General features: G+C 62.3%; 20 protein-coding genes. 6 read left to right on the top strand and 14 right to left on the bottom strand.

What is annotated here, in order from left to right:
- The 6 genes from gcsR to arcD (AC07OP_RS07940) form a co-directional block, all read right to left on the bottom strand.
- Entirely contained in the window at positions 1-1,509 is a 1,509-nt protein-coding gene (gene gcsR, locus AC07OP_RS07965; RefSeq protein WP_092358402.1) for a transcriptional regulator GcsR, read from the bottom strand.
- Positions 1,510-1,628: 119 nt separating this feature from the next.
- Entirely contained in the window at positions 1,629-1,991 is a 363-nt protein-coding gene (locus AC07OP_RS07960) for a DUF5064 family protein (protein WP_027605557.1), read from the bottom strand.
- A gap of 18 nt (positions 1,992-2,009) precedes the next feature.
- On the bottom strand, positions 2,010-2,939 hold the full coding sequence (arcC, locus tag AC07OP_RS07955) for a carbamate kinase (RefSeq protein ID WP_065925908.1): 930 nt from the start codon (positions 2,937-2,939) through the stop codon (positions 2,010-2,012).
- A 148-nt stretch (positions 2,940-3,087) separates the two neighbouring features.
- Positions 3,088-4,098: an ornithine carbamoyltransferase gene (locus tag AC07OP_RS07950; RefSeq protein WP_141155889.1), complete on the bottom strand. Its 1,011-nt coding sequence runs from the start codon at positions 4,096-4,098 to the stop codon at positions 3,088-3,090.
- A 12-nt stretch (positions 4,099-4,110) separates the two neighbouring features.
- Complete coding sequence (gene arcA, locus AC07OP_RS07945) at positions 4,111-5,367, bottom strand: arginine deiminase (protein WP_027605560.1); 1,257 nt, start codon at positions 5,365-5,367, stop codon at positions 4,111-4,113.
- Positions 5,368-5,391: 24 nt separating this feature from the next.
- Positions 5,392-6,819: an arginine-ornithine antiporter gene (gene arcD, locus AC07OP_RS07940; RefSeq protein WP_065939154.1), complete on the bottom strand. Its 1,428-nt coding sequence runs from the start codon at positions 6,817-6,819 to the stop codon at positions 5,392-5,394.
- A 442-nt stretch (positions 6,820-7,261) separates the two neighbouring features.
- Between arcD (AC07OP_RS07940) and arcD (AC07OP_RS07935) the strand changes: the two genes are divergently transcribed.
- Positions 7,262-8,689 (top strand): arginine-ornithine antiporter, encoded by a 1,428-nt coding sequence (gene arcD, locus AC07OP_RS07935; protein ID WP_027605562.1) that lies wholly within the window; start codon positions 7,262-7,264, stop codon positions 8,687-8,689.
- Positions 8,690-8,794: 105 nt separating this feature from the next.
- Here the strand turns inward: arcD (AC07OP_RS07935) and AC07OP_RS07930 are convergent, their stop codons facing one another.
- The 7 genes from AC07OP_RS07930 to AC07OP_RS07900 all read right to left on the bottom strand — a co-directional run bounded on the left by AC07OP_RS07930 (position 8,795) and on the right by AC07OP_RS07900 (position 14,301).
- Positions 8,795-10,144: a CoA transferase gene (locus AC07OP_RS07930; RefSeq protein ID WP_495100531.1), complete on the bottom strand. Its 1,350-nt coding sequence runs from the start codon at positions 10,142-10,144 to the stop codon at positions 8,795-8,797.
- A 40-nt stretch (positions 10,145-10,184) separates the two neighbouring features.
- Complete coding sequence (locus AC07OP_RS07925) at positions 10,185-11,528, bottom strand: sensor histidine kinase (protein ID WP_115487152.1); 1,344 nt, start codon at positions 11,526-11,528, stop codon at positions 10,185-10,187.
- Between the two features lie 68 nt (positions 11,529-11,596).
- Positions 11,597-12,061, bottom strand: a complete 465-nt coding sequence (locus AC07OP_RS07920; RefSeq protein WP_027605565.1) for an LTXXQ domain protein — start codon at positions 12,059-12,061, stop codon at positions 11,597-11,599.
- A 143-nt stretch (positions 12,062-12,204) separates the two neighbouring features.
- On the bottom strand, positions 12,205-12,882 hold the full coding sequence (locus AC07OP_RS07915) for a response regulator transcription factor (protein ID WP_027605566.1): 678 nt from the start codon (positions 12,880-12,882) through the stop codon (positions 12,205-12,207).
- A gap of 7 nt (positions 12,883-12,889) precedes the next feature.
- Complete coding sequence (locus tag AC07OP_RS07910) at positions 12,890-13,297, bottom strand: SH3 domain-containing protein (protein WP_027605567.1); 408 nt, start codon at positions 13,295-13,297, stop codon at positions 12,890-12,892.
- 106 nt (positions 13,298-13,403) lie between these two features.
- Complete coding sequence (locus tag AC07OP_RS07905) at positions 13,404-13,703, bottom strand: YciI family protein (protein ID WP_027605568.1); 300 nt, start codon at positions 13,701-13,703, stop codon at positions 13,404-13,406.
- 1 nt (position 13,704) lies between these two features.
- A complete protein-coding gene (locus tag AC07OP_RS07900; protein ID WP_027605569.1) occupies positions 13,705-14,301 on the bottom strand; it encodes a septation protein A in 597 nt (198 codons plus the stop codon).
- A gap of 87 nt (positions 14,302-14,388) precedes the next feature.
- On the opposite strand from AC07OP_RS07900, the gene AC07OP_RS07895 reads away from it, so the two are divergent.
- The 5 genes from AC07OP_RS07895 to rluB all read left to right on the top strand — a co-directional run bounded on the left by AC07OP_RS07895 (position 14,389) and on the right by rluB (position 19,085).
- Positions 14,389-15,252 carry a PHP domain-containing protein gene (locus AC07OP_RS07895; RefSeq protein ID WP_027605570.1) on the top strand — a complete coding sequence of 288 codons (864 nt, stop codon included), beginning with the start codon at positions 14,389-14,391 and terminating at the stop codon, positions 15,250-15,252.
- A gap of 13 nt (positions 15,253-15,265) precedes the next feature.
- Positions 15,266-15,895, top strand: a complete 630-nt coding sequence (locus AC07OP_RS07890; RefSeq protein WP_027605571.1) for an L-threonylcarbamoyladenylate synthase — start codon at positions 15,266-15,268, stop codon at positions 15,893-15,895.
- Positions 15,896-16,714 (top strand): segregation and condensation protein A, encoded by an 819-nt coding sequence (locus AC07OP_RS07885; protein WP_065925916.1) that lies wholly within the window; start codon positions 15,896-15,898, stop codon positions 16,712-16,714.
- Positions 16,715-16,726: 12 nt separating this feature from the next.
- Positions 16,727-17,641, top strand: coding sequence for an SMC-Scp complex subunit ScpB (gene scpB / locus AC07OP_RS07880; protein WP_092488925.1), 915 nt, complete (start codon positions 16,727-16,729; stop codon positions 17,639-17,641).
- Positions 17,642-17,837: 196 nt separating this feature from the next.
- Complete coding sequence (gene rluB / locus AC07OP_RS07875) at positions 17,838-19,085, top strand: 23S rRNA pseudouridine(2605) synthase RluB (protein ID WP_027605574.1); 1,248 nt, start codon at positions 17,838-17,840, stop codon at positions 19,083-19,085.
- Positions 19,086-19,210: 125 nt separating this feature from the next.
- On the opposite strand, the gene AC07OP_RS07870 is transcribed toward rluB, so the two are convergent.
- On the bottom strand, positions 19,211-20,170 hold the full coding sequence (locus AC07OP_RS07870; RefSeq protein ID WP_495100532.1) for a CgnE/CgnB domain-containing protein: 960 nt from the start codon (positions 20,168-20,170) through the stop codon (positions 19,211-19,213).
- Positions 20,171-20,176 lie beyond the last annotated feature (6 nt).

The raw sequence follows: 20,176 nt of genomic DNA, 5'->3' as shown, positions 1-20,176 counted from the left end.
TCAGGGTTTTGCGGGAATGCCGTACTTGCGCAAGCGGTGGGCGATGGCGGTGTGTGAGGTTTGCAGGCGGCTGGCCAACTGCCGGGTCGAGGGGTAACTGACGTAGAGTTTCTCCAGCAGGCTGCGCTCGAAGTCCTCGACGGCCTGTTCCAGGCTATCGACTTCGCCGTCGCTCTGGCGCGCCACGGAGGTGCCGGCGATGTCCAGGTCACCGATGTCCACCAGGCTGCTTTCGCAGATGGCGGCGGCGCGGAAGATCACGTTCTGCAACTGGCGCACATTGCCCGGCCAGCGGTTGCCCAACAGCGCCGGGTAGGTGCCGGGCGCCAGGCGGCATACCGGACGCTGGATCTGCGCACAGGCCTGCTGCATGAAGTAGCGGGCCAACAGCAGGATGTCCTGGCCACGCTCACGCAGGGGCGGCACTTCGACGTTGAGCACGTTGAGGCGGTAGAACAGGTCTTCGCGGAAGGTACCTTCGCTGACCATTTTTTCCAGGTCGCGGTGGGTGGCGCTGAGGATGCGCACATTGACCTTCACTTCGCGGTCGCCGCCGACCCGGCGGAAGCTGCCGTCGTTGAGAAAACGCAGCAACTTGGCTTGCAAATAGGGCGACATTTCGCCGATCTCATCGAGAAACACCGTGCCCTGGTTGGCCAGCTCCATCAGCCCCGGCTTGCCGCCGCGTTGGGCGCCGGTAAAGGCGCCGGGGGCGTAGCCGAACAATTCACTCTCGGCGAGATTCTCCGGCAGCGCCGCGCAGTTCAGCGCCAAAAACGGCGCACTGTGGCGCGCGCTGATGGCGTGGCAGGCCCGCGCCACCAACTCCTTGCCGGTGCCGGTTTCGCCCTGGATCAACAGCGGCGCATCGAGTGCGGCCACCCGTTGTGCGCGTGCCTTGAGGGTGCGGATCACCGGGGATTCGCCCAGCAGCGCATCAAAGCCTTCGGCATGATCGTGGTGCAGCGCCGACAGTTGTTCGCCGATGCGGTTGGGTTGGTACAGGGTGAGCAGGGCGCCGGCATCGGTGATCGGCGTGGCGTCGAGCAAAAACGTCTGGCCGTTGACGCTGATTTCACGCAAGGGCAGGCGAAAGCCGTTTTCCAGCAAGGTGTCCAGCAAGGCCGGATCATTGAACAGCTCGGCGATACTTTCCCCGGCCGGTTCGCGACCGTACAGCGCGATCAGCGCCGGGTTGGCCAGCAGGATCTTGCCCGCGCTGTCCAGGGCCAGCACCGGGTCGGTCATGGCCGCCAGCAGGGCGTCGAGTTGCAGGTGGCGGCGTTGGCCGGGAAGGATGTCCACCACCGTCACCGCTTGTACGCCGCGCACGCTGAACAGCGCGTCACGCAGCTCTTCGAGCACGTCGGCGCTGAGGGTCGGCGCATCGATATAGACGTTGGGCGGCACCATTTCCACCGCATCCAGGTTGAGATTGCGCCCACCGAGCAAGGCCAGGACTTCCTGGGTAATGCCGACGCGGTCGATGAAGCTGACGTGGATACGCATGGGGCGAATGTTGGTTCTGGCGTACTGAGGGTGGCCAGTATGCCTGACAGGTGATGGAGATCAAAAATGTGGGAGCGGGCTTGCTCCCACATATGAGGGTTGGAGTCGGGGGCGTCGGGTTATTCCAGGTGTTCAGGCTTGATCGGGTCCCCGGATTTCACATCCAGTTGATGCCGCACATCCTCGAACATCAGGTCGTACTGTTTGTGCATCGAGCCATTCAACACCGCAATCTTCGGCATCCCATACTTCTGCGCGATGTTCATCGCATGCCGGGCAAAGTCGAATGCCTGGTCCTTGGGCAAGAAGAACTCTTCCTTGAGGTCCTTGCCCTGCACCGAGCCGTGCAGCTTGAACAGCATGCCCTTGCCTTCCTTTGGATCCTGGCTGACTTCGTAGTCGATACACAGGTTGTAGCTGTAGTCGTCCTTGTTCAGCGCGTGACGTTCGACGTGCAGGTGACCGGGTTCAAAGGTGGCCATAGGCGTATCTCCTCTACTTCACAGATAGGTGATGCCAGGTGTCGCCGTGCTGATGCGTGTGCCGGCGCTGCCCTGGACGATGGCTTCGATGTCCGAGAGTGAACCGATCACCGCGGTTTTGCCAGTCTGGCGGGCGAACTCGCAGGCGGCTTGCACCTTGGGGCCCATGGAGCCGGCGGCGAAGCCGAGTTTTTCCATGTCGTCGGGGTGGGCCTGGCCGATGGCTTTTTGGGTCGGTTTGCCGAAGTCGATAAAGGCGGCATTGACGTCGGTGGCAATCACCAGCAAATCGGCGTCCAGCTGCGTGGCCAGCAACGAGGAGCACAGGTCTTTGTCGATCACGGCTTCGATGCCCTTGAGCTTGCCGTCTTCGCCGTACAGGGTCGGGATACCGCCGCCGCCGGCGCAGATCACGATGGCGCTTTTTTCCAGCAGCCATTTGATCGGGCGAATCTCGAAGATGCGTTTGGGCCGTGGGCTGGCCACGACGCGGCGATATTTATCGCCATCCGGGGCGATGGCCCAGCCTTTCTCGGCGGCGAGTTTTTCCGCTTCGGCCTTGGAGTACACCGGGCCGATGGGCTTGGTCGGGTTCTGGAAGGCCGGGTCCTTGGCGTCCACTTCCACCTGGGTGAGCAGGGTGGCGAACGGCACTTCGAAGTCCAGCAGGTTGCCCAGTTCCTGTTCGATGATGTAGCCGATCATGCCTTCGGTCTCGGCACCGAGCACGTCCAGCGGGTACGGCGAAACGCTGGTGTAGGCCGCCGCCTGCAACGACAGCAGGCCGACCTGCGGGCCATTGCCGTGGGCGATGACCAGTTCGTTGCCGGCATGGATCTTGGCGATCTGTTCGGTGGCGATGCGGATATTGGCGCGTTGGTTGTCTGCGGTCATGGGTTCACCACGGCGCAGGAGGGCGTTGCCGCCCAGGGCTACGACGATGCGCATAATGCAATCCTTCTAGAGCTTGTAATCCTTTGTAGGAGCGAGCTTGCTCGCGAAGGAGGTCAACGATAACGCGCCCATCCTGAATGAACGCGGTGCCCTTGAATTTTTCGCTAGCAAGCTCGCTCCTACAGTGGGATCGCAGCAGGGTTTAGATATCCGCGAGTGCCGACACCAGGATCGCCTTGATGGTGTGCATGCGGTTTTCCGCCTGCTCAAAGGCGATGTTGGCCGGCGACTCGAAGACGTCCTCGGTCACTTCCACACCATTGGCCAGGTTCGGATAACGTGCGGCGATGTCCTTGCCGACCTTGGTTTCGCTGTTGTGGAACGCCGGCAGGCAGTGCATGAATTTCACCCGAGGGTTGCCCGAGGCTTTCATCATCTTGGCGTTGACCTGATACGGCAGCAGTTGCTCGATGCGTTCGTCCCACGCTTCCACCGGCTCACCCATGGACACCCAGATATCGGTGTGGATGAAGTCCACGCCTTTGACGGCTTCTTTCGGGTCTTCAGTGATGGTAATGCGCGCGCCGCTTTCCTCGGCGAAGGCCTGGCACTGTTTGATGAAGTCTTCATGGGGCCACAGGGCTTTCGGCGCGCCGATGCGCACGTCCATGCCGAGCTTGGCGCCGATCATCAGCAGCGAGTTACCCATGTTGTAGCGCGCGTCGCCCAGGTAGGCGTAGCTGATGTCATGCAGCGGCTTGTCGCTGTGCTCGCGCATGGTCAGGGTGTCGGCGATCATTTGGGTCGGGTGGAACTCGGCGGTGAGGCCGTTGAACACCGGCACGCCGGCGAACTTGGCCAGTTCTTCGACGATTTCCTGCTCGAAGCCACGGTATTCAATGGCGTCGAACATGCGGCCGAGCACGCGGGCGGTGTCTTTCATGCTTTCTTTGTGGCCGATCTGCGACGACACCGGGTCGATATAGGTGACGTGGGCACCCTGGTCGTGGGCCGCCACTTCGAAGGCGCAACGGGTGCGGGTCGAGGTTTTTTCGAAGATCAGCGCGATGTTCTTGCCTTGCAGGTGCGGACGCTCGGTACCGGTGTATTTGGCGCGCTTGAGGTCGCGGGACAGGTCCAGCAGGTAGTGCAGCTCGCGGGTGGTGTGGTGCATCAGCGACAGTAGGCTGCGGTTGCGCATATTGAAAGCCATGATGGGATCTCCTTAATAGTCGATAGGGTCGCGGATGATCGGGCAGGTCATGCAGTGGCCGCCGCCACGGCCACGGCCGAGTTCACCGGCGCTGATGGTGATGACTTCCACGCCGGCCTTGCGCAGCAGGGTGTTGGTGTAGGTGTTGCGGTCGTAGCCGATCACTACGCCAGGCTCCACGGCCACCACGTTGTTGCCGTCGTCCCACTGCTCGCGTTCGGCGGCGAAGCTGTTGCCGCCGGTCTCGACCACGCGCAGGGCCTTGAGGTTGAGCGCTGCGGCCACCGTCTCGAGGAAGTTGGTTTTCTCCCGCTGGATGTCGATGCCGTGGGGTTTGCTTTCGTCAGGGCGCAGGGTGAAGGGCACGATCTGGTTGACCACTTCGGGGAAGATGGTCACCAGGTCGCGGTCGCAGAAGCTGAACACGGTGTCCAGGTGCATCGCCGCGCGGGATTTCGGCAGGCCGGCAACGATCACCCGTTCCACCGCTTTGTTCTTGAACAGGTTGCGCGCCAGTTGGCCGATGGCCTGGTGGGACGAGCGCTCGCCCATGCCGATCAACACCACGCCATTGCCAATCGGCATGACGTCACCGCCTTCGAGTGTGGCGGCACCGTGTTCCTGGTCGGGGTCGCCGTACCAGATCTGGAAGTCCGCGTTGGTGAACTCGGGGTGGAATTTGTAGATGGCGCTGGCCAGCAGGGTTTCCTGGCGTCGGGCCGGCCAGTACATCGGGTTGAGCGTCACGCCGCCGTAGATCCAGCAGGTGGTGTCGCGGGTGAACTGGGTATTGGGCAGCGGCGGCAGGATAAAACTGGCGTGGCCGAGGAAGTCGCGGAACATCTCGATGGTCTTGCCACCGAAGCTGCTCGGCAGGTCATCGGCCGACACGCCACCGATCAGGAACTCGGCGATCTTGCGCGGCTCCAGGCTGCGTAGCCAGGAGCTGACTTCCTCGACCAGGCCCAGGCCCACGGTGTTGGAGGTGATCTTGCGTTCCAGGATCCAGTCCAGGGCTTCGGGGTTGGCAACGATATCGGTCAGCAGGTTGTGCATTTCCAGCACATCGATGTCCCGTTCGCGCATCTTGGTCACGAAGTCGAAATGGTCGCGCTTGGCCTGGGCTACCCAGAGCACGTCATCGAACAGCAGTTCATCGCAGTTGTTAGGGGTCAGCCGCTGGTGGGCCAAGCCTGGGGAGCACACCATGACTTTGCGCAGTTTGCCGGCTTCGGAATGTACGCCGTACTTCACTTTTTCCGTGGTCATTACAGATCCTCCAGTGAACATCAGTTACAGAGTCAGGAAGCCGTCGTAGAGGCCATAGGCAGCCACCAGGGCGCCAATGACGACTGCGGCGAAAATCAGCTTCTCGACGTTGGTGAAAATCGGTTTGCCCAGTTCATGCTTGGCCTTGGCGAACAGGATCGCGCCGGGGGCATAGAGCAGGGCGGACAACAGCAAGTATTTGACGCCGCCGGCGTAGAGCAGCCAGACCGCGTAGATCAGTGCGATCGCGCCGATAAACAGGTCTTTCCTGCGCTCCTTGAGGGCGTTTTCGTAGGTTTCGCCGCGTACCGCCAGCAGCAGCGCGTAGGCCGCCGACCACAGGTACGGCACCAGGATCATCGAGGTGGCGAGGTAGATCAGCGACAGGTAGGTACTGGCGGAAAACAGCGTGATCACCAGGAATATCTGGACCATGGCGTTGGTCAGCCACAGGGCGTTGGCCGGCACATGGTTGGCGTTTTCCTTGCGCAGGAACTCCGGCATGGTGTGGTCCTTGGCGGCGGCGAACATGATCTCCGCACACAGCAGCACCCACGACAGCAGCGCACCCAGCAACGAGATGATCAAGCCGACGCTGATCAGCACCGCACCCCAGTGGCCCACCACATGCTCCAGCACGGCGGCCATCGACGGGTTCTGCAGCTTGGCCAGCTCCGGTTGGGTCATGATGCCCAGGGACAGCACGTTCACCAGCATCAGGAACAGCAGCACGGTGATAAAGCCGATCACGGTGGCCTTGCCGACGTCGGAGCGTTTTTCTGCACGGGAGGAGAAGATGCTTGCGCCTTCGATACCGATGAACACCCACACGGTGACCAGCATCATGTTGCGCACTTGGTTCATCACGCTGCCCAGGTCCGGGTTTTTCACGCCCCAGATGTCAGCGGTGAAGATGTCCAGCTTGAAGGCGAACACGGCGATCAACACGAACAGCACCAGGGGCACCACCTTGGCGACCGTGGTCACCAGGTTGATGAACGCCGCCTCCTTGATCCCGCGCAGCACCAGAAAGTGCACGGCCCAGAGCAAGACCGACGCGCCAATCACCGCCGCAGGCGTATTGCCTTCGCCGAAGATCGGGAAGAAGTAACCGAGGGTGCTGAACAGGAGGACGAAGTAACCGACGTTGCCCAGCCAGGCGCTGATCCAGTAACCCCAGGCCGACGAAAAGCCCATGTAGTCACCGAAGCCGGCCTTGGCATAGGCGTAGACGCCGCCGTCCAGGTCAGGTTTGCGATTGGCCAGGGTCTGGAAGACAAACGCCAGGGTCAGCATGCCCACGGCGGTGATCACCCAGCCGATCAATACCGCGCCAACATCGGCACTGGCGGCCATGTTTTGCGGCAGAGAGAAGATCCCGCCGCCAATCATTGAGCCGACGACAAGTGCAACCAATGCACCCAATCGAAGTTTTCCGGGAGATTCAGACATCGCATAACTCCAATGCAGGAGAAGAGAGACCACAGAATAATTCCGTGCGCTAATCAAACAGCTGACTCAGATCACTTCATTGGCACATTCCATTGTGAATTAATGACTTAGGCTGGAAAAACCTGGGCAATAGTTTTCCGCGCAAAGGCGCTTTCCAGAGCGGTCTCTGCGGTTTGGTCAATCATTTAGTGCTGCGTATGGACGTTTGAAACTAGCCCGTTTTCCCGAATGTGCAAACTTTTCGCAACGGCGACAATAAATAGCTTGGAAGCGACAAAGTATTCGGCGTATTTAAAATCTAAATAAGCCTAAACTATGCAAACTGTCATGCCGCTGAGTTATGAGCGTGGCGGTTTTATCGCTGTCTTTAATAAACGCTACACTCGCTGAGTTAATTAGTTGAGTGCACGGTTGTCCGCTCAAATCTTATTCAGGAGTCTGCATGTCTCAACCGGCCCAGAAACTTCGGCTTGGCGCCCTGATTGCCCTGGTGGTGGGCTCGATGATCGGCGGGGGGATTTTCTCGTTGCCGCAGAACATGGCCGCGCGCGCGGAGGTGGGCGCGGTGTTGATCGGTTGGGCGATCACCGCCGTGGGCATGCTGACCCTGGCGTTTGTCTTCCAGACCCTGGCCAATCGCAAGCCGGAACTGGATTCCGGGGTGTACGCCTACGCCAAGGCGGGTTTCGGCGACTACATGGGTTTTTCATCGGCATGGGGTTACTGGATCAGCGCGTGGATGGGCAATGTCGGTTATTTCGTGTTGCTGTTCAGCACCCTCGGCTATTTTTTCCCGGTGTTCGGCCAAGGCAACACGCCGGTGGCCATCGGCTGCGCATCGTTGCTGCTGTGGGCCGTGCATTTCCTGGTGATGCGCGGGATCAAGGAAGCCGCGTTCATCAACCAGATCACCACCGTGGCCAAGCTGGTGCCGCTGCTGATGTTCGTGGTGATCGCCGCCGTGGCGTTCAAGGCCGATATCTTCACGGCTGACATCTGGGGCCTGGAAAAGCCGCAATTCGGCAGTGTGGTGGACCAGGTGCGCAATATGATGCTGGTCACGGTATTTGTGTTTATCGGCATCGAAGGCGCCAGTGTGTATTCGGCGCGGGCCGAGAAGCGCGCGGACGTAGGGCGGGCCACGGTGATCGGCTTTCTCGGCGTGCTGGCGTTGTTGGTGCTGGTGAATGTGTTGTCCCTGGGCATCATGAGCCAGGCGGAACTGGCCGGCCTGCAAAACCCGTCCCTGGCCGGTGTGCTCGAGCATATCGTCGGGCCCTGGGGCGCGTTGCTGATCAGTATCGGCCTGGCCGTGTCGCTGCTGGGCGCCTTGCTGTCCTGGGCGCTGCTGTGTGCCGAGATCCTCTACGCCACCGCCCATGACAAGACCATGCCGGCCTTCCTGAAAAAGGAAAATGCCAACCAGGTGCCGGTCAACGCCTTGTGGCTGACCAATGTGATGATCCAGGTCTTCCTGGTGATCACGCTGTTTTCCCACAGCACCTACACCACCCTGATCTACCTGGCGTCGTCGATGATCCTCGTGCCTTACCTGTGGTCGGCGGCCTACGCGGTGTTGCTGAGCGGGCGCGGTGAAACCTATGAAGGTGCCCACCGCCATCGCATCAAGGACCTGCTGGTGGGGTTGATCGCCCTGGGTTACGCCGTATGGTTGCTCTACGCCGGGGGCCTTAAATACCTGCTGCTGTCGGCGCTGCTGTATGCACCGGGCGTGATCCTGTTCGCCCTCGCCAAGCGCGAACAGGGCCAGCCGTTGTTTACCCATGTTGAGAAAGGCATTTTCAGCTGCGTGATCGCCGGCGCGGGGCTGGCGGCGTATGGGTTGTACAGTGGGGTGTTGTCCTTGTGATGGGGTGACGGTACTGGCCTCATCGGGAGCAAGCTCCCCCCACATCTTGAATATGTTCACCATCAAAGTGTGGGAGGGGGCTTGCTCCCGCTAGCGGCCGTCAAGTCACCATTGAGGCCGGTGGGAGCCCAATTCTCCCGCCGGCAAATCCCATTGCAATGGCGTACCGCTGATGGTCAGCGGGGGCAGCAGCCGATGGGCCTGGCCCCAGGCGGTCTGTTCGACGACCAGGCCTCGATCCCCTGGTTCTTCCTCGCGCAACGTCGGTTGCTCGGGCACTTGGCCTGCTTGCACCAGTAACGTTGCGGTGCGTGCCAACGACAACCGCGCCGAACCACCGCGCCCCGACTGCAACCGTTCGCCCAGCGCCTGAATCGCACTGGCCGCCATCAGATACCCGGTCGCGTGATCCAGCGCCTGCAACGGCAGTGGCAGCGGTTTATCCGCGTGTTTCCAGCGCATGCCGGCCTCGGCGATCCCGCTGCTCATCTGCACCAGGCTGTCGAAGCCCCGGCGATTACGCCACGGGCCGCTCCAGCCGTAGGCGTTGAGGCTGACGTCGATCAGGCCTGGGGCGAGGTGTTGCAGTTCGGGGGCGGTGTAGCCCAGATGCTCCAGGGCGTCAGCGCGGTAACCGTGGAACAGGATGTCGGCGTCCCTGAGCAAATGCTCGAAAACCCGCCGACCTTCGGGCGTTTTCAGGTCCAGGCGCGCGCAGCGTTTGCCCAGGGTCATTTCCGGGACTACGCCGGGTTCGTTCCAGGTGGGTGAGTCGATGCGCAGGACATCCGCGCCGAGGCCGGCAAGGAAACGACTGGCCACCGGGCCGGCCAATACGCGGGTCAGGTCCAGCACCTTGAGGCCGGCCAGCGGGCGTGCCAGCGAACCGTGCCAGGGTTTGTCGGTCGTGGTTTCGAAGGTCTGGCGTTGGACCAACGCCTCGGCGTTCACCGCCAACCCCTGCGGGTGCTGCTGCCAGGCTTGCCAGGCACGCATCTGCGCGGCGCAGCCACCTTGGTCGACAATCGCCTGTTCCAGTTCTGCCGCGTTCCACGCCGCGACCTTGCCGGCCATCCCGGCGCGGTCGGCGACCGTGCCCAGCACCCGCTCGGCGGCGACACGGTGATGAGGCGCGTTGGTGTGCAGGCGAATCCAGCCATCGGCGCTGGCGTAATCGCCGGCCACCGGATCCCACAACGGCGGCACTTGCCAGCCCAGCGGGCGGATCGAGGACGAGAACCAGAAAGAGGCGAGGCGTCGGTCCACGGTCACGTCGGGCAGGCGCCCGGTCCGTTGCCGGATCAACTGGGCGACGGCCTGCCCGGCGGCGCCGATGCTGGCACTGGCCAGTTCGGTGACGGCGAAGGTCGAGGGCAGGGCGCCAGCCTCGGTGAAGGTCAGCGGGGTGTGGGGTAGATCGAGTGCGGCTTGGATGGGAGTCAGCAGGTCGGTCATCAAAGGCCCTCCGTAAGAGAAGGGCCACTATAGAAGATCATCACACCGGCGTGACAACTCCTGGTTCCAACGGCAGGTCGATGCTGGCGATAAAACCACCGGCTGGGTGATTGGCCAGGATCAGGCTGCCACCGTGGCGTTCGGCCGCGCGTCGTGCGATCGCCAGGCCCAGGCCGTGGCCTTGGGCGGTCTGGCCGGGAGCGCGGTAGAACGGTTCACCGAGTTGGCTCAGGTGTTCGGCGTCCACACCGGGGCCATGGTCGCGCACGCTGATCAGGATACGTTCGCCCTGGCGCTGTGCGTGCAATTCAATGGGTTGTCCCGGCGGGTTGAAGCGCTGGGCATTGCGCAGCAGGTTATCCACAGCCCGTTCGATCATGGTCGGCCAGCCCTTCAGTTGCAGGTCGGCATCGGTGCTCAGTTGCACCACCTGGTCCGGCGCGCTGAGTTGGGCATCCTTTTGCAGGGTTTTGAGCAGGGGGATGAGGTCGACGTCTTCGGCGCTGGCATTGTCGGCATCGACGCGGGCCAGCACCAGAATCTCGCTGATCAGCGCTTCCAGGCGGTCGCATTCGCGGGTCAGGCGTGGCCAGAGTTTTTCCCGTTCTTCGGGGCTGGCGCGCTCGGCCAGGGCCAGGGCGATGCGCAGGCGCGCGAGGGGCGAGCGCAGCTCATGGGACACATCGCGCAGCAGCTGGCGTTGGCTGCCGATCAGGCTTTGCAGACGTGCGCCCATGCGGTTGAAGTCGGTGGCGAGTACACCGAACTCATCGCGGCGGTTGGCCAGTTGCGCCAGGCTGTTCTGCTGGTAGGTGGCCTGGCCGAGGTCATGCACCGCGCCGCGCAGGCGGCTCAGTGGGCGGGTGATGGACAAGGTGACGAACAGGCTGAACAAGGTCAGCACCACCAGGGCAATCGTCAGTGCGCTCAAGGGCCATGTCAGGCTGCTGCGGTGCCACTCGTCCAGCTCCGGGTGCGGGATGCGGTAGATCAACAGGTAGGTGTCGCCGGTCTTCTCGCTGGTGTACTCGGCGGTCAGGCGTCGCCAGGGCAGGTGGCCTTCCTTGCTGTCGTTCTGGCGGGCTTCAAAGGCGGCGGCGCGGCGCGGGAAGGTGCCGCGCACCACCGGCTCGCCGCTTTCGTTGAGCACTTGCACGTCGATGTGGTACTGGCGCTTGCGCTGTTGCAGCAGGTCCTGGGCGGCATCCTCGCCCTGGGCTTCGTAGAGTTGGGTCCACTCTTGCGCGAGGTTATTGAGGCCGGGGTGGCGGCTGAGAATCCAGGCATCCTGGTTAAGCATGTGCCCAAGCAGGATCGACAACCCGGCAACCAGGGCGATGGCCAGCCAGAAACTGGCCAGGATGCGCCAGAACAATGAACGCACAGGAAACCCTCAAACAGGAAAAGCCCAGTGGCGGTGGCCACTGGGCTGGGAGTGTTAACGCGGGTGCATTATTGCGCTTTTTGCGGCTGTTGCGCTTTCCAGGCCTGGAATTCCTTCCATTCGGCACGGCGCTGTTCTTGCTTCTTGACGATCTCGTCGAACTTCTTCTGCTGGTCAGGCTTGAGCACGGCACGGATATCGGCCTGGGTCTTCTGCTTGCCGGCGGCGATTTCATCCTGCATGGCTTTCTGGTCGGCGGCCGGGAGTTTGTCCAGGTACTTTTTGACCAGGTCTTTGCGAGCGTGCCATTGGTCACCCATCAGCTTGCCGATCTGCTCGCGCTGTTCGCGGCTCAGGTCCAGTTGGCTGAAGGGGCCGCCTTTGCCGCGCGGACCGTGTTCACCGCCGTGGCCCGGGCCACCCATCATGTGCCCTTCAGGGCCGCCCATCGGGCCTGGGCCTTCTGGCAGTGCGGCCATGGCAACGGTCGGCAGGGCGGCGGCGAACATCAAAGCGATAAGGGTCTTGCGCATGGTGATTCTCCTGTCTCTATTCCGGTGAGTCCGGATGTGAGTAGATTACGGAGATCAAGGTCAGCGGCGGTCAGGTGTGGGTAAAGCTTGGGTAAAGAGGGTTTTGTTGTGAACTGACAAAACCCTGCAGGCGCGAGGGGGGCCTAGAGGCTGTAGTAGTAGCCCCGGCTGCGCAACGCCACGATCCGTGGCCGGCCATCCGGGTGCGGGCCGATCTTCTTGCGCAGGTTGCTGACGTGCATGTCCAGGCTGCGATCGTAAAGGGTCAGCTTGCGGCCCAGGGCGATCTGCGCCAGTTCCTGCTTGTCCAGCGGTTCGCCGGGCTGGCGCAATAATGCTTCCAGCAGGCGGCTTTCGGAGACGGTGAGGGTGAACTCCTGCTCATCGATGCTGACCACGCCGCGCACCGGGCTGAAGCACAGGTCGCCCAGTTCCAGTTGGCTGGACACGGCCGCCGGGTGGCTGCGGCGCAATACCGCGCGCAGCCGCGCGGTGAGTTCGCGCGGGTCGCAGGGCTTGGCCAGGTAGTCGTCGGCGCCCAATTCCAGGCCGAGGATGCGGTCCAGGGGTTCGCCCCGCGCCGAAAGCATCAGCACCGGCAGCTCCGGGTGGTCGTTGCGCAATTGCTTGAGCAGCTCCAGGCCGCTGCCGTCGGGCAGCATCACGTCGAGCACCACCGCTGCCGGGGCGCTGTCGGCCAAGGCTTTACGCGCGCTCAAGCCATCGTGGCAGGCGCGCACCTGGAAACCTTCCTGGCTCAGCCAACTGCTCAGCAGCTCGCAGAGCTCCTGGTCATCATCTATCAGTAACAGCTCGCTCATGACTCACTCAATTTAGCCATTGTCGACGGCGACGGTGCCCACCGCTGGCGAAGATCCCGCACAACAGGGCGATCAATGCGACGGCCCCACCGGTGACGAACCATTGTTGCTGCTCGGTCAGCCAGCGGGTCAAGGCGCCGCCCTGTGCATCTTTGAGTTGCTGGGCCAGGCGTTGGTTCTCCTGGCGAAGGCGACTCAACTGAGCGCTTTCGCGGGTGGCATCCGCGCTTTGCAGTTGCTTGCTCAGTTCTTCACGCTGCCGCTCGCTTTCTTTCAAGCGTTGCTGCAACTCGGTGATCTGGGCGCCGGCGCTCAAGGACAGGGGCGTGGAACTGCCGGTGCTCGAGGTTTCTTCAGCGTGGGCCGTAGCCCCGATCATTAACACTGCCAACAGACACAACTGACGTAAGCGCATCGGAACTCCTGATTCCACACGAATATTCAGAACGTTGTCGGCAGGTTGCCGAAAATAATGAGCAATTAGGAGTGCGCCGTAATCAATAGGTCCGGCGCAATCGGGATCAGGGCAGGACTTGCTTGAAGGGTTTGATCACTACGTCGGCGTAGACACCTGCGGCGACATAGGGATCGGCTTTGGCCCAGGCCTGTGCATCGGCCAGCGAGGCGAACTCGGCGACGATCAAGCTACCGGTAAAACCGGCGTCGCCCGGGTCGTTGCTGTCCACGGCCGGGTGCGGGCCGGCCAGCACGATGCGGCCTTCGGCTTGAAGGACTTTCAGGCGCTCGACGTGGGCCGGGCGCACGGACAGGCGTTTTTCCAGCGAGTTGGCGACGTCGGTGGCAATGATGGCGTAGAGCATGTCAGTCCTCGGTTTTCGGCGTAGTAGGCTCGGTGTCATGCAGGTGGCGCGACAGGTAGATGCCCTGGGCGACCAGGAACAGCACGGTCATGCCCAGGCTGCCGAACACTTTGAAGTCGACCCAGTAGTCCTGGAAGGTAAACGCCACGAAAAGGTTGGCGGCGCCGCAGAAGATGAAAAACGCGATCCAGGCCAGGTTCAAGCGTGTCCACACCGGTTCCGGCAGGGTCAGCGCGTGGCCCATGATCCGCTTGATCAGCAGGCGATCACCGATGAAGTGGCTGCCGATGAACGCCAGGGCGAACAGCCAGTTCACCACCGGCGCTTTCCATTTCAGGAAGGTTTCGCTGTGGAAGGCCAGGGTCAGGCTGCCGAAGACCAGGCAGGCGACCAGGGTCAGCCACTGGCTTTTTTCCAGTTTGCGCTGGGAAATGAAGATGGCGCCGTAGACCACCACAGAGCTGATGATGAGCACGGCGGTGGCACTGTAGATGCCGCCGACAGTCAGCTCATGGCCGGCCAGGTCGATGACCCTGGGGTCGAGTTTGTAAACGATGAAAAACAGCAACAGCGGGATGAAGTCGATGAATTGTTTCACAGTAAGAGCCAGAAGCTGGATGTGGCGGCATAATAACAAACATCCTTGGTTGCGATAGCGCCAGCTGACTTGAGGTTACACCCCCCCGTGAATGTTGATTTGCACTGCCACAGCACGGCCTCCGACGGCGCCCTGGCGCCTGCGGTACTGGTTGCGCGTGCGTTTGAAAAAGGCGTGCGAGTCCTCTCGTTGACCGACCACGACACCCTTGAAGGCCTCGACGAAGCCCGTACAACGGCCCATGCCCTGGGCATGCAGCTGGTCAACGGGGTGGAATTGTCCTGCACCTGGGGCGGCGCCACCATTCATGTGCTCGGCTACGGCTTCGATCAAAAAGCGCCGCCGCTGGTGGAGGCTATCGCGCAATTGCACGATGGCCGCTGGCTGCGGTCCGAAGAAATAAGCCGAAAACTCAGCCTCAAAGGCATGCCCAACGCCCTCGACGGCGCCCGCGCCATCCAGCAGGAACTGGGTGACAGCGGCAACGCGCCGGCCCGTCCGCACTTTGCCGACTGGATGGTGCGTGAGGGTTTTGTCAAGGACCGCGCCGAAGCCTTTCGCAAGTGGCTGGGCGCCGGCAAGTTGGGCGATGTGAAGCAACATTGGCCGACCCTCGAAGACACCGTCGAGACCCTGCGGGCCTCCGGAGCCTGGGTCAGCCTGGCCCATCCCTGGCATTACGATTTCACCCGCAGCAAGCGTCGCAAGCTGATTGGCGACTATATTGGAGCTGGCGGTCACGCGATTGAAGTGGTCAACGGCTTTCAACCCGCCGAACAGGTGGGCAGCCTGTCGATCCTTGCTCGCGAATTTGGTCTGCTGGTCAGCGCCGGCAGTGACTTTCATGGCCCTGGCGGCTGGTCCGAGATCGGCGAGTACCGCGCGGTCCCGGAAGATTTGCCGCTGTTGTGGGGGAGATTCAAGCATGACCCCATTATTGCCACCGTCTGAACAGGTAGAACCCGTGAGTCAATTCTTCCAGATTCATCCGGAAAACCCCCAGGCGCGCCTGATCAAGCAGGCCGTAGAGATCATTCGCGCCGGCGGTGTGGTGATCTACCCGACCGATTCGTCCTACGCCATCGGTTGCCAGATCGGTGACAAGGGCGCCGTCGAGCGTGTCAGACGCCTGCGCCAGCTGGATGACAAGCACAACTTCGCGCTGATCTGCAGCGACTTGTCCCAGCTGGGCCTGTTCGCCAAGGTCGACACCGGCACCTTCCGCCTGCTCAAGGCCCACACGCCAGGGCCCTACACCTTTATCCTCAACGCGACCCGCGAAGTGCCGCGCCTGCTGCTGCACCCGAAAAAACGCACCATTGGCCTGCGGGTGCCGGAGCATCCCATCGCCCTGGCGTTGCTGGCCGAGCTGGGTGAGCCGTTGATGAGTGTGTCGCTGATCATGCCCGGCGACACCGAGCCCCTGGAAGACCCATACGAAATGCGCCAATTGCTGGAAAAACAGGTCGACCTGATCATCGACGGCGGTTTCGGCGGCAACAAGGCCTCCACCGTGATCAACCTGGCCGACGGCGAACCTGAAGTGATCCGTGTCGGTTGCGGCGATCCTGCGCCCTTTATGGCCGAGGCCTGAATGTCGGCCGTGGAAACCGTCGACAGCCAGGCGGGCGCCCAGCAGGAGCTGCCGTTTGCCATGGTCTACGGCCAGGCGGTGCTGGAAATGCCGCTGGACCTGTACATTCCGCCGGACGCCCTGGAGGTCTTCCTTGAGGCTTTCGAGGGCCCGCTGGACTTGCTGCTGTACCTGATCCGCAAGCAGAACATCAACATCCTCGACATCCCGGTGGCGGAAATCACCCGCCAGTACATGGGCTATGTCGAATTGATGCAGTCGGTACGCCTGGAACTGGCTGCCGAGTACCTGGTGATGGCCGCCATGCTCGCCGAGATCAAGTCGCGCATGCTGTTGCCGCGCGCGGAGACGGTCGAGGCCGAAGAGGACGACCCGCGCGCCGAACTGATCCGCCGGCTGCAGGAATACGAGCGCTTCAAGGCCGCCGCCGAAGGTATCGACGGCCTGAGCCGCGTCGGTCGCGACGTGGTGGTACCCAAGCTCGACGCCCCCGAGGCCCGTGCACGCAAGCTGCTGCCGGACGTGAGCCTGGAAGAGTTGCTGATGTCCATGGCCGAGGTGCTGCGCCGTGGCGATATGTTCGAGCACCACCAGGTCAGCCGCGAGGCCCTGTCCACCCGCGAGCGCATGAGCGATGTACTCGAACGCCTCAAGGGCGGCGGGTTTGTGCCGTTTGTGGAGCTGTTCACGGCGGAAGAAGGGCGCCTGGGGGTGGTGGTGACCTTTATGGCGGTCCTCGAACTGGTCAAGGAGTCCTTGGTCGAGCTGGTCCAGAATGAGCCTTTTGCGGCTATCCACGTGCGGGCGCGAGCCGAATAAAGAGCTGAAACGATGAATCTGACTGAACCCCGCGAACTGGCCCCGTTACTGGAGGCCTTTCTCCTGGCCTCGGGTAAGCCGCAATCCCTGGAGCGTCTGTTCGAACTGTTTGAGGAAGCCGAGCGCCCTGAACCGCCGGTGTTCAAGAAGGCACTGGAAATCCTGCGCAAATCCTGCGACGGCCGCGCCTTTGAACTGCGCGAGGTGGCGTCGGGTTATCGCCTGCAGATCCGTGAGAAGTTTTCCCCGTGGGTCGGCCGCCTCTGGGAAGAGCGCCCGCAGCGCTATTCACGGGCGATGCTGGAGACCATGGCGCTGATCGCCTATCGCCAGCCCATCACCCGTGGCGAAATCGAGGACGTGCGGGGCGTGGCGGTCAACAGCCATATCGTCAAGACGCTGCTGGAGCGTGAGTGGATCCGCATCGTCGGCTACCGCGACGTGCCCGGCAAACCGGCGATGTTCGCCACCACCAAGGTGTTCCTCGACCATTTCAACCTGAAAAACCTCGACGACCTGCCGCCCCTGGCCGAATTGCGCGAGATGGAAGCCGAGCCGGTACTCGACTTCGACGACGCCCCGGTCCCGGCGAGCCTGCAGGAACTGGCCGACGCCACCGCCGAGCCGGAAGAGCCCAAGGACGAAACCAGTTTCCATACGTTGTTGCTGGAACTGGACGACATGGAGCAGGGCATCAAGACCGACTTTGATGACTTGCTGCGCGATGGTGCGGCCGAGCCGGACGCCCAGGTGAGCGTGGAGGTCGAGCCTGAACCTGAGGACGATATCCTCGGCGTGGCCGAAGCCCGCGAAAAACTCCTGGCCGCCGTCGCCGCCCTCGAACAACCGCCCCTGAGCGACGAAGAAGACGAAGCCCGGGCACTGGCCGAAGCCATCGAGAACGAACGCCGCCAGTTCGAAGACTGACGCAGTCGAATGCGGGGCCTGGGGCATCACCGGTCGGCGGAAAAACCAATGACCTGGCGCTTATCGACTAGTCTCTGATGCGCAATGCGCGCCATGGGCGTATGATTCGCGACCCTTTGCCGACCTATTCGGCCAAAGCCCCGCTTTCAACACTCTTCAGGCCACGCCTGAATCGACCCACCGGGAGGTGCTTAAGATGAACGATAAAGACCAGAACGACAGCCAGGAAATCGGCCCTGCAGGCGAAAAGCTGCAAAAGGTGCTGGCGCGTATCGGCGTGGGCTCGCGCCGCGACGTCGAAGCCTGGATCACCCAGAAGCGCATCAAGGTCAACGGCGTCGAGGCCACCCTTGGCCAGCGCGTCGACCTGCACGATGCAATCACCATTGATGGCAAGGTCATCAAGCGTGAAGAGGCCGCCGAATCGGTGCGCCGCGTGATCATGTACAACAAGCCCGATGGCGAGATCTGCACCCGTGACGACCCGGAAGGCCGTCCGACCGTGTTCGACAAGATGCCCAAGCCCAAGGAAGGCCGTTGGATCAACATCGGTCGTCTCGACATCAACACCACCGGCTTGCTGATGTTCACCACCGACGGTGAACTGGCCAATCGCCTGATGCACCCGTCCTACGAGATGGACCGCGAATACGCCGTGCGTGTGCGTGGTGAAGTCGATGACGAGATGATCGAACGCCTCAAGGCCGGCGTGGTGCTGGAAGACGGCCCGGCCAAGTTCACCGACATCAAGCAGGCGCCGGGCGGTGAAGGTTTCAACCACTGGTACCACTGCGTGGTGATGGAAGGCCGTAACCGTGAAGTGCGTCGCCTGTGGGAATCCCAGGGCCTGGTGGTCAGCCGCCTGAAGCGCGTGCGTTTTGGTCCGGTGTTCCTCAACTCCGACCTGCCGATGGGCCGCTGGCGCGAAATGAGCCAGTACGAAGTCGACATCCTCAGCGCCGAAGTCGGCCTGACGCCGGTCGCCATGCCGCAGATGAACGCCAAGAGCAAAGACAAGCTCGATCGTATGCAGCGTAAATCGTCGCGCCCCGTGGCCCGCACCGAGCGTGTTGCCCGCACCCTGCGCCCGGCGCTGGATGCACCGGCGACCGGCGGGCGTATCTCGCGTCAACCGCACATCGAAGGCGAGCGTCGCCCTACCGCGCCATCGCGCCAGGAAGGCGAACGTGCGCCACGCACCCCACGCCCAGCCGGTCGTGGTGACGCGCCAAGCGGTGGTCGCAGCAACCGTGGTGACGCCGGTCGCGGTGCTCCGGCATCCGATCACCCAGCCGACAGCGCCAACACCAAGCGCCCGGCCAAGCCAGCGCCGAAAAAGCGCCCAGGCCTGAAGCTGGTGGCGGACGAGCCATCGGGCAAGCGCCGTGGCGCACCGGCCGGTTCGGGGCAGCGTCCAGGCTTCGGTCGCAAGAAGCCGCAGTGATGTAACCGCTGCACACAAACGCCAACCCTGGGGTTGGCGTTTTTTTTTGCCTTGGAATAGAGGTAAAACATGTGGGAAAGGGGTTGCTCCCACCGCTGGATCTCCATCATTTTCAAACTCGGTGTTCAGAACGCAAAAGTGCCGTCAAACACCGGTTTGTCATCCAGCGCCAATACCCCACTGGCAAAGATCAGGTCCAGGTGATGACTGCCTTTCTGCCCGCCACCCAAGCCCAGGTGCAAGCCGCAATGGCGCTCCTCGAACCCGGCATTGCGCGCATACAGGTCTTTCACCCCCTCATTGGTACCAATCCCCAGCTCCTCCACCCGGCGGTTGGACGGGTTGGCATTCAGGTATTTATTGAAGTCGTCGGCCAGCCCCGGCACGTCACTGGCCACGCTGCAGATGGTCGAGTTTTCGATCCACAGTTCCAGTGGTGACTGCAGCACGCCGTACTTGCGTGCGAAGGGGATGGTGCTGAGAAAGGTGCCGACAAACCGCACCTGGCCATTGATGGCTTCGCTGTGGGTGGCGATTTCGCCGGGGGCCAGGTCGTGGTTGCCGATGCCGTTGATATTGGTCCACTTCTTGATGCTGCTCATGGGCGCCTGCAGGCGTGAGCCGTGTTTGTCGGTAAAGCTCAGCACAGCGGCTTGGGACATGCGCCGGATCAGCGTGGCGTTGAGGTCGGCGATGCGCTGCGGCTCGACGCTGAAGGTGTCGTAGAAGTAGTCGCCGTAATCCTTGAACAGCAGGGATTTCTTCCAGTGTTCGGCCATCACGCCTTGCAGGGCACGGATAAAGTCCGGGCCCTCGGCGCGCGGGTTGGGCAGGGTGGAGGAATCGTAGAGGAACAGGTATAGGTCGCAGGTTTCGATGGCCTGCGCCAGGCGGTCGCTTTCGGCCAGGTCCAGACGCTGCACCTGAAAGTTGAAACGGGCGGCGCTGCTCTGGGCGATCGCCTGGGCGATGGCGTCGTAGCGCTCGGTGTGGCCCAGCAGCACGGTGGGGCAGTTCAGGCCGCTGAGGGCCGGATGGTGTGCAAGGTAGTAGAGAAAGTGTTCAACGGCGCGGGCCTTGTCCATGACGTA

This window comes from Pseudomonas sp. GW821-FHT09D08 (assembly GCF_059416305.1).
The sequence above is the reverse complement of the archived record's forward strand: the minus strand, read 5'-3'. Positions and strand labels throughout refer to the sequence as shown.

What these genes read in the sequence shown, in the direction of transcription:
- gcsR (WP_092358402.1), bottom strand. Translation starts at nt 1,509, where the DNA reads ATGCGTATCCACGTCAGCTTCATCGACCGCGTCGGCATTACCCAGGAA.
- AC07OP_RS07960 (WP_027605557.1), bottom strand. Translation starts at nt 1,991, where the DNA reads ATGGCCACCTTTGAACCCGGTCACCTGCACGTCGAACGTCACGCGCTG.
- arcC (WP_065925908.1), bottom strand. Translation starts at nt 2,939, where the DNA reads ATGCGCATCGTCGTAGCCCTGGGCGGCAACGCCCTCCTGCGCCGTGGT.
- AC07OP_RS07950 (WP_141155889.1), bottom strand. Translation starts at nt 4,098, where the DNA reads ATGGCTTTCAATATGCGCAACCGCAGCCTACTGTCGCTGATGCACCAC.
- arcA (WP_027605560.1), bottom strand. Translation starts at nt 5,367, where the DNA reads ATGACCACGGAAAAAGTGAAGTACGGCGTACATTCCGAAGCCGGCAAA.
- arcD (WP_065939154.1), bottom strand. Translation starts at nt 6,819, where the DNA reads ATGTCTGAATCTCCCGGAAAACTTCGATTGGGTGCATTGGTTGCACTT.
- arcD (WP_027605562.1), top strand. Translation starts at nt 7,262, where the DNA reads ATGTCTCAACCGGCCCAGAAACTTCGGCTTGGCGCCCTGATTGCCCTG.
- AC07OP_RS07930 (WP_495100531.1), bottom strand. Translation starts at nt 10,144, where the DNA reads ATGACCGACCTGCTGACTCCCATCCAAGCCGCACTCGATCTACCCCAC.
- AC07OP_RS07920 (WP_027605565.1), bottom strand. Translation starts at nt 12,061, where the DNA reads ATGCGCAAGACCCTTATCGCTTTGATGTTCGCCGCCGCCCTGCCGACC.
- AC07OP_RS07915 (WP_027605566.1), bottom strand. Translation starts at nt 12,882, where the DNA reads ATGAGCGAGCTGTTACTGATAGATGATGACCAGGAGCTCTGCGAGCTG.
- AC07OP_RS07910 (WP_027605567.1), bottom strand. Translation starts at nt 13,297, where the DNA reads ATGCGCTTACGTCAGTTGTGTCTGTTGGCAGTGTTAATGATCGGGGCT.
- AC07OP_RS07905 (WP_027605568.1), bottom strand. Translation starts at nt 13,703, where the DNA reads ATGCTCTACGCCATCATTGCCACCGACGTCGCCAACTCGCTGGAAAAA.
- AC07OP_RS07885 (WP_065925916.1), top strand. Translation starts at nt 15,896, where the DNA reads ATGTCGGCCGTGGAAACCGTCGACAGCCAGGCGGGCGCCCAGCAGGAG.
- scpB (WP_092488925.1), top strand. Translation starts at nt 16,727, where the DNA reads ATGAATCTGACTGAACCCCGCGAACTGGCCCCGTTACTGGAGGCCTTT.
- rluB (WP_027605574.1), top strand. Translation starts at nt 17,838, where the DNA reads ATGAACGATAAAGACCAGAACGACAGCCAGGAAATCGGCCCTGCAGGC.
- AC07OP_RS07870 (WP_495100532.1), bottom strand. Translation starts at nt 20,170, where the DNA reads ATGGACAAGGCCCGCGCCGTTGAACACTTTCTCTACTACCTTGCACAC.